The 13320-nt window shown below is 42.3% G+C and carries 10 protein-coding genes; 2 read left to right on the top strand and 8 right to left on the bottom strand.

Going from position 1 to position 13320, the window contains the following annotated elements; genetic code table 11:
- Positions 1 to 74: 74 nt before the first annotated feature.
- From L0B17_RS15550 to gltB, 8 genes are all read right to left on the bottom strand, one after another.
- The gene (locus L0B17_RS15550; protein WP_235089868.1) at positions 75 to 485 is read right to left on the bottom strand and encodes a nuclear transport factor 2 family protein; all 411 of its coding nucleotides are present in this window, start codon (positions 483 to 485) and stop codon (positions 75 to 77) included.
- Between the two features lie 67 nt (positions 486 to 552).
- Positions 553 to 1179: a trimeric intracellular cation channel family protein gene (locus L0B17_RS15545; protein WP_235086048.1), complete on the bottom strand. Its 627-nt coding sequence runs from the start codon at positions 1177 to 1179 to the stop codon at positions 553 to 555.
- Positions 1176 to 1565 (bottom strand): DUF2721 domain-containing protein, encoded by a 390-nt coding sequence (locus L0B17_RS15540; protein ID WP_235086047.1) that lies wholly within the window; start codon positions 1563 to 1565, stop codon positions 1176 to 1178. The genes L0B17_RS15545 and L0B17_RS15540 overlap by 4 nt, the downstream gene beginning before the upstream one ends.
- 69 nt (positions 1566 to 1634) lie before the next feature.
- Positions 1635 to 2651 carry a cobalamin biosynthesis protein gene (locus tag L0B17_RS15535; protein WP_235086045.1) on the bottom strand — a complete coding sequence of 339 codons (1017 nt, stop codon included), beginning with the start codon at positions 2649 to 2651 and terminating at the stop codon, positions 1635 to 1637.
- Positions 2652 to 2724: 73 nt separating this feature from the next.
- A complete protein-coding gene (locus tag L0B17_RS15530; protein WP_235086043.1) occupies positions 2725 to 3417 on the bottom strand; it encodes a 5'-methylthioadenosine/adenosylhomocysteine nucleosidase in 693 nt (230 codons plus the stop codon).
- 158 nt (positions 3418 to 3575) lie between these two features.
- On the bottom strand, positions 3576 to 4874 hold the full coding sequence (locus L0B17_RS15525; protein ID WP_235086042.1) for a Xaa-Pro dipeptidase: 1299 nt from the start codon (positions 4872 to 4874) through the stop codon (positions 3576 to 3578).
- Between the two features lie 241 nt (positions 4875 to 5115).
- The gene (locus L0B17_RS15520; protein ID WP_235086040.1) at positions 5116 to 6522 is read right to left on the bottom strand and encodes an FAD-dependent oxidoreductase; all 1407 of its coding nucleotides are present in this window, start codon (positions 6520 to 6522) and stop codon (positions 5116 to 5118) included.
- A gap of 5 nt (positions 6523 to 6527) precedes the next feature.
- Complete coding sequence (gltB, locus tag L0B17_RS15515) at positions 6528 to 10976, bottom strand: glutamate synthase large subunit (RefSeq protein ID WP_235086038.1); 4449 nt, start codon at positions 10974 to 10976, stop codon at positions 6528 to 6530.
- 881 nt (positions 10977 to 11857) lie between these two features.
- Here gltB and L0B17_RS15510 point away from each other — a divergent pair.
- The gene (locus tag L0B17_RS15510; protein ID WP_235086036.1) at positions 11858 to 12223 is read left to right on the top strand and encodes an Hpt domain-containing protein; all 366 of its coding nucleotides are present in this window, start codon (positions 11858 to 11860) and stop codon (positions 12221 to 12223) included.
- A 168-nt stretch (positions 12224 to 12391) separates the two neighbouring features.
- Positions 12392 to 13312, top strand: coding sequence for a hydrogen peroxide-inducible genes transcriptional activator OxyR (gene oxyR, locus L0B17_RS15505; protein ID WP_235086035.1), 921 nt, complete (start codon positions 12392 to 12394; stop codon positions 13310 to 13312).
- Positions 13313 to 13320 lie beyond the last annotated feature (8 nt).

The following is a 13320-nucleotide window of genomic DNA, read 5'->3' as shown; positions in this document are numbered from 1 at the left end:
GAATTTAATCGTTTTTTGGGGGAGTTATGTTCGATATTGAAGAAGCCCATCGAAACACTGGAGGGACTAATAGATTACTGAGATTCTAGTTGGTCAGCCATTGTTTGGTAGTCCATCAAATCCATATGTTCGATTAAGCGTTGGGTTTTCATATCAAATTTTAAGGTGGTGACCCCTGGAACCGCAATATCAATAATTTTATCGGGTTTACCATATTGATCACCTGGACCACGTAAGCTATAGCTGCCAATTATGACGATAATAGCGCCATTATTGAACATATGTTCTATATTCAGTCGGTATTCAAGTACACCTTCATAGGCACGGGTGAGGAAAGCAATAATCTGGCGCTCACCTTTATATTCTACCCCAGCAGTTTTATCAAAAAATATGCTCTCACGGGTATAAAACTTTTTTAACGTTTTAAAATCATGGCTGGTATAGGCCTCAACATATTGAATTGCAAGCTGTTGTTCTGCTGGCATATCACCAATATTCGCATGAGTTTGAAAACTCAATAGTAAGCTAAATAGTAGGCTAATTAAACGCACATCAAGGTCTCTTTGTTTTTAAATCGAATGCAGGTAAGGAAAGATGCCAGCGGATTGCACTTAATCTAATGATGAGCGTGCTAGCCATAGCTAAGAACATCGAAGTCATACTATCTATTCCTGACAGTAAGCTCAAGGTATAACAGATCCCGCCAATAATAGAAGCTGTAGCATAAATTTCTGTCCGTAATACCATGGGAACTTGTCGACATAATACATCTCGAATTATACCACCGCCAACGCCGGTTATTAATCCCATTACAACAGCAATCATGCCAGAATGACCCAGTAGTAATGCTTTTTGAGCACCAATAACCGTAAACAGGGCTAAGCCTAGAGCATCGGCCACAGGCAGGGTGATGTTGGGTAACTTATGGGGCTTGCGGACCAGGATCAAACAAGCAACCACGGTCGCGAGGATCACTATGATGTAATTGGGATCGGTAATCCAAAAAACCGGTGTGGAGCCTAATAATGTGTCACGGATACTGCCGCCGCCAATCGCAGTCACAGAGGCTAATACCGTTACGCCGAAAGGGTCCATACGATGCTTTCCTGCAGCCAAGGCCCCAGATAGTGCAAATACAGCAGTACCGCAGAGGTCAAAAAAGTAAATCCATTGGCTCATTTACTTAACTCTTTAAGGTGAATATTAAGTGCATCAACCGAAATGCGAATTTCAATCACAGATAAAATCAAAGAATAGAGTAACAACAGCAAACTTAGGCCAAAGATAACTGAGCCAACTTGATTAAATCCAGTATAAAGAAAAATCATGCATAACACGCATAAAGCAAAACTACTCACACCCGCTTCCTGCATCTTGCGGATAAGATTAATGCGTTGTTTAAGGTTTTTTATTTGCTCGTCATTGACAGGTTTACCTCGTTCACTTAGCTGGCGGATAAGTGCCGCTAGTGCAAAAAAACGATTGGTATATGCCAGCAAAAGTAATGAGATGGCCGGAAATAGCAAAGCCGGCGTGGTTAATGAAACATGTAAATTATCGAACAAGGTCACTTTCCTATAAACGAGGGTATATAAAACAAGCAGCCGCGGATAATACCGCTTTTGGCTAACGATTTACATATTTTGCAGCAATGCCCATAACAAAGGCAATAAAATAGCTAATGCTAAGAAGAAAAATTTACCATTCTGGGCCGCCTTGATCGCAATATGAATATGCTGGTAGTGGGGGAGTGGGCCGGCTAATACTTTGGCTAAAGCCACTTTTTCAAAAACAGTTTCAGCAGCCCCATTTGTATAACTGAGTTTTTGTGAAGCTGATGGCAGTATAAATTGTTGTGGCCCGCCAAGTTCAGTTTTGAGTAAATTAGCCCCTAGATGTATCACACTAAAGTCATTATTTAGTCCTTGAGTGACCTTATCTGTAACAACTATGCTTTTAACACCAAGTTGACCAAACTGTATTGCTAATGAAAACTGCCATAATAATCTAGGGATAAAAAACAGTAAGCGATTAAATTGGCCAATAAAGCTAGAAAAATTGACAAAATTAGGATGATAGGTTGGCCAGCACTGTTCTAGTTGTTTAAGTAAGTGTGCCGCAATAACCATAGTTGAGCCACCTAAAGCAAAAAATAGGACTGTGGCAACACTGCCGTAAACAGGCGCAATCAGTGTTTTTTCGATAGTGGTTTTACACAAGCCAACACTGGATAGTCGCTGGGTACTTTGACTGACCCAAGGTGCTAATATGACTTTAGCGGAGGCATTGTTGCCTTTTTCTAGCGCCGCTTGAATACGCTTTGCTTGATGAGTGAATTGGTAGTCGCTAATGCTGCAGTACAGTATTAGAAAGTCAAAAAACCAGCCATAGGCAGCAAGTTCAAGAAAAAAAGCTGTGATGGTGGTGATGGGGATAACTAACAATAGCGTCGCTAAGATCCCCGCAGTCATCTGTTGTGAAACAGAGCGGTTAAGGTGATTAACCTTAGCCGCTAATTGATTTGCTAATAACCTAAACCATAACCAGGGAAGCCAGTGCTTAGGCAGTGGTGCAAGTTGCGCCGCAGCAATAGATGCTATTAGCACTAAGCAGCCTTGTATGAACTCATTTTGCAAAAGTAGATTGTTCATACTAATGTGGATATCCGTTGCAAGCTTATGCCGTTAAAAGCTAATCATATTTAATATTACAATAGCTGTAAAATTACAATTGTTGTAACAGTGCAATGACCATCATGGCCGAATGTTGCCCAGCTTTAATAATGTACGAGTCAAAATCAACCGGTGAGTCATTATTTGCATTATCAGACAGTGAGCGGATGATCACAAAAGGAGTGTTAAATTGATGACACACCTGTGCAATAGCAGCGCCTTCCATTTCACATGCCGCCATTGTTGGAAAGTTAGCTCGCATCACTTTCGTGCGCTCAGGGTCGCAAATAAAGCTATCGCCAGTACAAATTAACCCTTCAATCGCTTTGACTTCGCCCAGAGATGAAACCGCTTGTTGCGCTGCTTTCACTAATTCAGCATCAGGAATAAATGCCGCAGGTTGCTGTGCCATTTGACCAATTTCATAACCAAATGCCGTCACATCAACATCGTGATGGCGAACTTCTGATGAAATCACAATATCACCAATGGCTAAGTCATCAACAAATCCACCAGCAGAGCCGGTGTTAACTACATGACTGACTGAAAACTTTTCAATTAATAGCGTTGTTGCAATACTTGCCGCTACTTTACCAATACCAGAACGTGTGACAACGACATCTTTACCAGCAATTTTACCGCTAATGAATTCAATTCCAGCAATGGTGGTATGGGCTGGAGAATGAATAGCTTGAACAAGATGAACGACTTCGGGCTCCATAGCGCCGATAATACCAATTTTCATGGGGTAACCTTAAACAGTTTTATACCAATTGATTAAGCCAATAATATACCATGTCGAGGTCTGCTTTGTGAAAAGCTCAATCACAGGTAAACCGATAAAAAAAGGCACGACATGAGTCGCACCTTGTTGTTTCTTGCTGAAGATTATTTCTATATCGGTTATTGCTTATAAATAATGCCGTTTTTCATAACAAAGCTGACGTTTTCCATCAAGCTGATATTTTCAAGTGGATCGCCATCAACGGCTATAATGTCGGCTAAAAAGCCCACTTTTAATTGGCCTAAGTCCTGTTGCTTTAATAGTGCAGCACTATTAATGGTCGCTGCTTGTAAGGCCTGGGCAGGAGTCATTCCGAATGTCACCATGCGTGAAAACTGTTTGCCATTATCGCCGTGGGGATAGATAGCCGCATCAGAGCCAAATACCATTTTTGCACCGGCTTTTACTGCTTTTCTAAAGCTGTCTCGTTGCGCCTGTGATACCAATTTTTCTTTATTGATATTGGCTTCTGGTACGCCATTAGCAGCACCAAATGCTAAGGTGTACTCGGTGTTATAAATATCGCACGACAAGTAAGTGCCAGCATCAATGGCCATTTTAATCGTTTCGGCATCCATAAAGCTGCAATGCTCAATGCTGTCAATTCCTGCTTTGATTGACGCTTTAATACCGCTAGTGCCATGGGCGTGTGCCGCAATAACCATGCCTTGCATATGCGCTTCATCAACAGCCGCTTTAATTTCTTCATCGCTTAACTGCTGAATACCAACCTGAGTGCCTTTTGAAAATACACCGCCAGTGGCACATATCTTTATCGCATTAGCGCCATACTTGATGTTTTCACGCACTTTGGCGCGTACGGCCCATGGACCGTCTGCTACACCCTGCGCCTTTGCATGCTTTTCGGGTGCTGAAAAGTTATCGTCACAATGTCCTCCGGTAACACTAATGGCATGGCCAACAGCCCAAATGCGCGGCCCAACAATATCGCCGGCATTAATGCCGTCACGCGTGGCGATCACCGAGTAACCGGATGCACCTAAATCACGTACTGTGGTAAAACCGGCCATCAAGGTTTTTTGGGCATTTTTAACGGCTTTTACTGTTTGGCGTGGCACTGAATCATTTTGAGCTTCAAGGAAGTTATCATCAGCATCACCGGATAAATGCACATGCATGTCCATCACCCCTGGTACTAGGGTTTTACCGCTTAAATCAATGACGGTGTAATTCTGTTTATTGTTGATGTCAGCTTGTTTAGCAACTTTACTGATTTTACTGTCGGTGACAATAATCGCCACATCTTTAACCGTTTTACCCTTGGCTACATCCACATAAGCATCGGCAATGATAAGGGTATCTTGTGCTAAAGCAGCACTTGAAAATGATAACCCTAAAGCAACTAATAGGGCGTTATTCAAGGGGGATCTAAGGCAAGTTAATGTTAGTAAGGCCATCGTGCGTGGCTCCTTTATTGTTATATTGGGAATAAATTTGTTGTTATAAAAGATTCAAAAAACGGTAATTTATCATACGCTATGTTCAAACAAGGTTGTTATTAATAAGTCGCTAATCAGTATGTGAGTTTGTAACAGGACTTGTCGATATTTTATTATCCTCATTACCAAGGTTATCTACTATCAGTAGATAAAAAAAGCACACCCGAGGGTGTGCAAATTCACAAGCGAACTCTTTTGTTTAGTCAATAAAGTTTAAAATGCCTAATGCAGCATCACGGCCTTCGGCAATGGCGGTAACCACTAAGTCGGATCCTCTGACCATATCCCCACCAGCGAATACTTTTGGGTTAGTGGTTTGGAATGGATTGGCATCAGATTTTTTGGCTTTAACTAATCCCCATTCATTGGTTTCGATACCAAAATCTTCAAACCAAGCAGCCAGGCTGGCTTGGAAACCAAATGCCACGATAACCGCGTCAGCTTCTAGCACTTGCTCACTGCCTGGTACAACTTCAGCGCGTCGACGTCCAGAGGCATCTGCTTCACCCATTTGGGTTTCTACACATTCAATACCCACTACCACACCATTATCAGCAGTAACCGCTACAGGCTGACGATTGAAAAGGAACTTAACTCCTTCTTCGCGGGCATTTTGTACTTCGCGCACAGAACCTGGCATGTTAGCTTCATCACGACGATAAGCACAGGTAACGCTTTTTGCACCTTGGCGTACCGCTGTACGAACACAATCCATTGCAGTATCACCACCGCCAAGTACCACAACATTTTTACCTTCTAAGCTAATGTAAGGTGTGCTGTCGTCACTTGTGCCCATGACTTTGTGGGTGTTGCCAATAAGATAAGGTAAGGCTTGTAATACTCCGGTGGCATCTTCATTAGGCAATTTAGCTGGCATAGCCGTGTAAGTTCCCATGCCTAAGAATACCGCATCGTACTGGTCTAAAAGACTTTGAAAGCTGATGTCTTTACCAATAGTGGTATTCAATTTAAATTGGATACCCATGCCTTCCATCACCGAGCGGCGAGTCGCCATTACGGTTTTATCTAGCTTAAATGATGGAATACCATAAGTAAGCAGGCCGCCAATTTGTGGGTATTTGTCATAAACTACCGCTTGCACGCCGTTACGGGCAAGAATGTCAGCACAACCAAGACCTGCTGGGCCGGCACCAATAATCGCCACACGCTCTTTACGTGGAGTGACATTAGATAAGTCTGGTCGCCAGCCTTGGGCAATGGCGGTATCGGTAATGTATTTTTCTACGCTGCCGATGGTCACTGCACCAAAATCATCGTTTAGCGTACATGCGCCTTCACATAAACGGTCTTGTGGACACACTCGGCCACAAATTTCAGGTAACGTATTGGTTTCATGCACCAAGTCAGCCGCTTCCATTATGCGCCCTTGCTTGGCTAATTCTAGCCAGTTAGGGATGTAGTTATGCAGTGGACATTTCCACTCACAATATGGGTTACCACAGTCTAGACAGCGATCGGCCTGAGAGCTGACTTGTGGTTGGGTGAACGGCTGATAAATCTCAATAAACTGAGTCGCACGTTTTTCTGCGGCGTGCTTGGTTGGATCAACACGGCCCACTTCGATAAATTGAAAATCATTACTCATGTTTATTATCCCGCCTTAACAGCTAATTCAGGGTTTTTCTGCTCGATTTTTAACAGATCAGCAACGGCAATATTTTTAGGTTTAACCATTACAAAGCAGTCAATCCAATTGTCAAAGTCACTTAAAATCATATTGGCATGTTCACTACCTGTTTCAGCAACATGGGTTTCAATTAAGCCTTTTAAGTGCTGACGATGAATCGTTGACTCGACTTTTAAGGTATCGACTAACTCAGTATTGACACGGCGATTGAAGCGGCCATATTGATCAAATACATAAGCAAAGCCGCCTGTCATACCGGCACCGAAGTTAACGCCAGTTTTACCCAGTACCACTACAATACCGCTGGTCATATATTCACAGCCGTTGTCGCCTAAACCTTCAACAACCGCAATGGCACCTGAGTTACGCACGGCAAATCGCTCACCAGCTTGACCTGCTGCAAATAACTTACCGCCAGTTGCACCATATAAGCAGGTGTTGCCGATAATCGCGCTACGCTCAGACTGGAATGGACTGCCGATGGGTGGGTGGATCACAATCTTGCCACCAGACATACCTTTTCCGACGTAGTCGTTGGCATCTCCGCACAGTTTTAAGTTGAGTCCTGGGCTGTTCCATACCCCAAAACTTTGACCTGCACTACCACTAAAACCGAGTGATATAGGTTCTTTAGTGCCAGCAACACCATGTAACTTGGCTATATAACCCGATAGTGCTGCGCCAACTGAACGGTCGGTATTATTGATGGCGTATTGATAGGCAAAAACATCACCTTCATCAACCGCTTTTTTGCAATCCGCTAGCAGCGTTTGGTTCAATTGACCAATATCTGATGGCGGGTTAATTTCTTTCCACGTTAATGACGAGGTACTTGGTACCACTGGTTTATAGAGAATTGGCGATAAGTCCAAACCTTGCTGTTTAGCAGTTTGGCCTTCAAGTGCATATAACCATTCGCTACGACCCACTAAGTCTTCAAATTGACTCACACCCAGTACAGCCATCCATTCACGTACTTCTTGGGCAACAAATTCAAAGTAAGTCATTACCCGTTCAGGCAAACCATGATAATGGTTATCACGCAGGTTTTTATCTTGAGTAGCAATACCGGTAGCGCAGTTATTAAGGTGACAAATACGTAAATATTTACAGCCTAATGCGATCATCGGAACTGTGCCAAAACCAAAACTTTCAGCCCCTAACAGTGCCGCTTTGATAACATCGGTACCGGTTTTTAAGCCGCCATCAACTTGTAAGCGAATTTTATGACGTAAGCCATTTTCAACTAACGACTGCTGCACTTCAGCTAGGCCTAATTCCCATGGAGAGCCAGCATACTTCACCGATGTGATCGGACTCGCGCCAGTACCGCCGTCATAGCCTGAAATGGTGATCATATCGGCATAGGCTTTAGCCACACCGGTTGCAATGGTGCCAACACCTGGTTCAGATACGAGTTTGACTGAGACCAGTGCGGTTGGATTAATTTGCTTCAAATCAAAAATTAGCTGAGCTAAATCTTCAATGGAATAAATATCATGGTGTGGTGGAGGTGAAATAAGCGTCACACCCGGACGAGCATGACGTAATCCGGCTATTTCAACACTGACCTTATGGCCTGGTAATTGACCGCCTTCACCTGGCTTAGCACCTTGAGCAACTTTAATTTGCAGTACATCAGCATTAACTAAGTAGTGGGCTGTAACCCCAAAGCGACCCGAGGCGACCTGTTTAATGGCAGAGTTACGCTCAGTGTTAAAGCGGCTAGCATCTTCTCCACCTTCGCCAGAGTTAGAGCGACCACCTAAGCGGTTCATGGCAACAGCAAGCGCTTCATGCGCTTCAGGGCTTAATGCACCAATACTCATTGCGGCGCTGTCAAATCGGCTAAATAAATGACTGGCATCTTCAACTTTATCTAATGCGATTGCTGCTTGAGTGCCTTTTACGCCAATGAGATCACGAAGGGTGGCAATTGGGCGCTCATCCACTAATTTGGCAAATTGCTTGTAAGCGGGGTAATCTTTATTTTTAAGCGATGCTTGCAGTGTGTTTACAACATCAGGGTTGAAGCTGTGGTATTCACCCCCTTCAACATACTTAAGTAATCCACCTTGTGGCAATGGCACATGTGCACGATATGCCGCGGTATGGAGTATTTTTTGATCATCAGCAATATGGCTAAAGCTTGCGCCTTCAATACGACTTATCACGCCTTTAAAGCATAATTCAATCACATCGCTGGCTAAACCGACAGCTTCAAACTGTTGGCTACAACGATACGATCCAACGGTGCTGATACCCATTTTAGACATAATCTTACGTAGGCCTTTTTCAATGCCATAACGGAAGTTAAGCATTAAGCTGGTCACATCGTCTATGGCATGTTTTTTGGCCATTGCGGCAATTGATTCATACGCCAGGTACGGATAAATTGCCGTCGCACCAAAGCCTATTAGTACCGCAAAATGATGCGGGTCACGTGCCGATGCCGTTTCAACAATGATGTTAGTGTCGCAACGTAAGCTCTTATCGACTAAACGTGTTTGTACCGCGCCTACGGCCATTGCAGCAGGAATAACCTGCGCTTTTTGGTCTACAGCGCGATCAGATAAAATGAGCAAGGTTGTACCGCTACGGGCTAAACGTTCAGCTTCATCGGTAATACGATGAATCGCTTGCTCAAGTGTTTCATGGGCGTCGTAGTTTAAGTCAACTGTGTTAGCGCGGTAGTTGGTGCTGTCTAATCCCAATAATTGATTAAAATCGCTAAACAATAAAATGGGCGAGTTAAACATTACGCGGTAAGCATTACCTGTGGTTTCGCTAAACAGGTTTTGTTCACGGCCCACACAAGTGGCCAATGACATCACGTGCTTTTCACGTAATGGGTCAATTGGTGGGTTAGTGACTTGGGCAAATTTTTGACGGAAATAATCATATAATGAGCGTGATTTTTTCGACAACACCGCCATTGGGGTATCATCACCCATTGAGCCTATCGCTTCTTCGCCTTTGCTGGCTAATACCCAAATAACTTGTTCAAGTTCTTCACGGGTAAAGCCAAATTGTTTTTGATACTGCAATAAAGTTTTAGCATCAAAACGGCTTGAGCCTTGTTTTGATGGATCGATGCTTTCTGCAGGTACCAAAGTTTGGCTGTTTTTGGCCATCCATTCTTTATATGGGTGGCGACGCTTTAAATCGTTATCAATTTCAAATGATTGATGTAAGCGACCGTTAAGCGTATCAAGCACTAACAGCTCACCAGGGCCTACACGGCCTTTTTCAATCACTTCATCAGCAGCATAATCCCAAATGCCCACTTCTGACGCTAGAGTGAGAATACGGTCTTTAGTGATCACATAACGAGAAGGGCGCAGACCGTTACGGTCAACGGCACAAGCAGCATAACGACCATTGGTCATCACGATACCCGCAGGGCCATCCCATGGTTCCATGTGCATAGAGTTAAAGTCATAAAATGCTTTTAACTCATCATCCATTTCTGGATTTGACTGCCACGCTGGTGGAATAAGTAAGCGCATTGCGCGGTACAAGTCCATTCCGCCTGATAACAACATTTCTAACATGTTATCTAACGATGATGAATCAGAACCGGTTTCATTCACAAAGGGAGCCGCTTGCTGTAAATCAGGCAACAAAGGTGAATTAAACTTGTAAGCACGTGCACGAGCCCATTGGCGATTACCGGTAATGGTATTAATTTCACCATTGTGAGCTAAATAACGAAACGGCTGGGCTAAAGGCCACTTAGGTGATGTGTTAGTTGAAAAGCGTTGGTGGAATAAACAAATAGCACTCTTTAATCTTATATCAGCAAGGTCGCTATAAAATGACGGTAAATCAGCCGGCATCATTAAGCCTTTATAGACAATAACCTGACCCGATAAACTGGCGACATAAAAGTCATCGTCATTAGTAATTTGTTGCTCAAGACGGCGACGTGCCATATATAAGCGGCGTTCTAAGTCTTTCTCTCGCCAACCTACAGGTGCATTAATTAGCACCTGGTAAATTTGTGGCAAACTGTTACGGCCTATTTCACCCAGTACGTCAGGGTTGATTGGCACTTTACGCCAGCCTGCAACACTTAATGTTTCACGTTGTAATTCTTTTTCTAAAATAAACTTAGCTTCGTCAGCTTTTTGCTGATCTTGACTTAGAAAAAACATTCCGACAGCAAATTTACGACTTAAATGCCAGTCATTCTCAGCAGCTATTGCTTCAAAAAATTCGGTGGGCATCTGCATTAATAAACCGCAGCCATCACCTGTACGTCCATCGGCTGCAATACCACCACGGTGTTTCATGCGATCGAGTCCATGAATTGCAGTGCGCACGATTCTATGGCTGGCATCGCCATCCATTTGTGCAATCAATCCAAACCCGCAATTGTCCCGCTCGAAACTGGGATGATATAAGCTCATACAAAAAACCCCCTAAAACCTCTAACTAGATACGACTCGGGGTAAATGTGAAGATATTCCATAGATATGCACCCGAACCTCTCAAATTAAACTGAGTTTGTACAAAGGTCAAACGTAATTATTGCATGTTTGTGAAATTTTATTACTGAATAACTGTAACATTGCATCAGGTTTACGTTAACGTAAACTGCAGTATTATTCGTATAACCTTATGAATAAAAAGAATTTTAGAATTTTACCTTTGGTTTGGTAACTTTTTGGTAACAATGGCCTTGAATTGTTTTTGAAATAAAAATAGTGAATTTTATTTCAAATACAGTTGGGAGGGGTGCTTAGCGCTGTTATGACTAAATATTCACTTTTGGTAATTTTAAATGTAGGGTTTTGTTTAAAACATTTACCAAAAAGCTGGTTTACCTCAATGTTGTCAGTGGTTGAGTTAGATTTCTTTGATTCAAGTCTAAAATGGCTGTTTGATTTACTTCAATACCTTAAGCTATTTTTTATAAAATAGCTTAATTAGACATTTAGTGCGATGTCATTTATAGGTTGAGTTAATATATTTAATTAATCAGTGTAGCGGACTGTAAAATGTAGCCGTAATGGAAGGGGTAAACTCTTTCAATAGTCGATTATGTCAGCCTAGCGTCATTGTGTAGTGCTATTTTTATCATCTTAAAGCAGGATTGTTGTGCGAATTGTTAAGATGTTTTTTTAAGCATGGGATAAGGTTGTTTATTTATTTGTTATCAAAATGTTGCTAGCAGATGGTTTAAGGGGCTTACATCTAGCAAAGCTTGCATAGGGACAAGGACGGGGTATTATAAAGCTAATTTTATAGGCTTAGACTTAGAATTTTAAACTAATTAGAGGTGCCCTAAATGTCCGTAACAACGTTAGATGCTATTTTGGATTTGAACACGCTTGAGCAATATATCAGTGCAATCGGTGCAGGCACATTATTGAAAAGTGTTGTGTTGTTCGAACAGTTAATGCCTGAGTATCTTGGTTGTTTGATTAAAGCTAACGATGCCGCTGATAAAGAGGCCTTATGTTCTGAAGCACATAAGTTTAAAGGTGCTGCAGGCTCCGTTGGTTTAAAGCGTATTCAACAGTTTGCCCAACTACTACAACATGGCGAAGAAGCTAAGTGGGCAGATGAGCATAAAACATGGTTAGCTGAAATAGTTGCGCATGCTGAAAGCGATTTACAGCAACTTAAGTTATTTTTACAAGCTAAAGCTTAAGCGAATTTCAGCTTATTTAGTGAGATACTCTAATATCAATACCCCTTATGCATAGGGGTATTTTTTTCTACTTTTTTAGTTTTGTGTGTTTGTTCACCATGTACATCTTGTTTTTCTACCTCGGTTAATTCATTATTCAAATTACTATCCCTTGATATAATCGATTATATGAAAAGTCTTCCCAGTCTAAAAAATCTGTATTACCTGACTAACTTACATCAAGAGCAAAATTTTAACCGTGCAGCCAAATTGTGTTTTGTTAGCCAATCGACCTTGTCCAGTGGTATTCAGAATTTAGAAGAGCAGCTTGGTTATCAATTGATTGAACGAGATCATAAATCATTCATGTTCACTGCAATCGGTGAAGAAGTTGTTGAGCGAGCTCGCAATATTTTGACCGATGTAGATGACTTAGTTGAATTGGTGAAAAACCAAGGTGCACCTATGACAGGGGAAATACGCTTAGGCTGTATTCCTACTATTGCGCCATTTTTGCTTAGTCGAGTGGTCAAACTATGTCAAAAAGACTACCCATTGTTATCGTTATTATTAAAAGAAGATACTACGGAACGTTTACTCGATGCTTTAGCTAAGGGGGAGCTAGATTTATTGATTCTGGCATTACCTGTCGATACTAGTGGGTTTCATAGTATGAAAGTGGGTATTGACCTTTTTAAAATGGTAATGCACCGAGATTTATCCCATGATGTCATACAGCCGATTGATTACCAATCAATGCCAGATGAAAGTATCTTTCTCTTACAGGCTGAACACTGTATTACTGGCCATGCTATTACCGCATGTCAGCTGAGTAATAGCGCAAAAATAAATCCTTTCGCAGCAACGAGTCTGCACACCTTAGTGCAAATGGTGGACAGTAAATTAGGGACAACCTTTTTACCACAGATGGCAATTGATGCGGGGATCTTAAACGACACAGAACTTAAAGTGATTGATCCGCCAGGTGAGGCGCCATACCGTGAGATTGGCTTAGTATGGCGTCAAACAACTAGCCGGATTAGCACCTTTAGGACTTTAGGCTTGGCAATGCAGCAAAAATTAATGCCTCAAGCTATGATTAAGCCCTAATATTGTTA

This window comes from Shewanella sp. OMA3-2 (assembly GCF_021513195.1).
Lineage (GTDB): Bacteria > Pseudomonadota > Gammaproteobacteria > Enterobacterales > Shewanellaceae > Shewanella.
Note: the sequence above shows the minus strand (reverse complement) of the source record. Positions and strands in the feature narration are given on the sequence as shown.

Bases quoted from the DNA above. Each gene is read 5' to 3' on its own strand.
- gltB (WP_235086038.1), bottom strand. From the start codon at position 10,976: ATGAGCTTATATCATCCCAGTTTCGAGCGGGACAATTGCGGGTTTGGA.
- L0B17_RS15545 (WP_235086048.1), bottom strand. From the start codon at position 1,179: ATGAGCCAATGGATTTACTTTTTTGACCTCTGCGGTACTGCTGTATTT.
- L0B17_RS15525 (WP_235086042.1), bottom strand. From the start codon at position 4,874: ATGGCCTTACTAACATTAACTTGCCTTAGATCCCCCTTGAATAACGCC.
- L0B17_RS15510 (WP_235086036.1), top strand. From the start codon at position 11,858: ATGTCCGTAACAACGTTAGATGCTATTTTGGATTTGAACACGCTTGAG.
- L0B17_RS15535 (WP_235086045.1), bottom strand. From the start codon at position 2,651: ATGAACAATCTACTTTTGCAAAATGAGTTCATACAAGGCTGCTTAGTG.
- oxyR (WP_235086035.1), top strand. From the start codon at position 12,392: ATGAAAAGTCTTCCCAGTCTAAAAAATCTGTATTACCTGACTAACTTA.
- L0B17_RS15520 (WP_235086040.1), bottom strand. From the start codon at position 6,522: ATGAGTAATGATTTTCAATTTATCGAAGTGGGCCGTGTTGATCCAACC.
- L0B17_RS15530 (WP_235086043.1), bottom strand. From the start codon at position 3,417: ATGAAAATTGGTATTATCGGCGCTATGGAGCCCGAAGTCGTTCATCTT.
- L0B17_RS15550 (WP_235089868.1), bottom strand. From the start codon at position 485: ATGCCAGCAGAACAACAGCTTGCAATTCAATATGTTGAGGCCTATACC.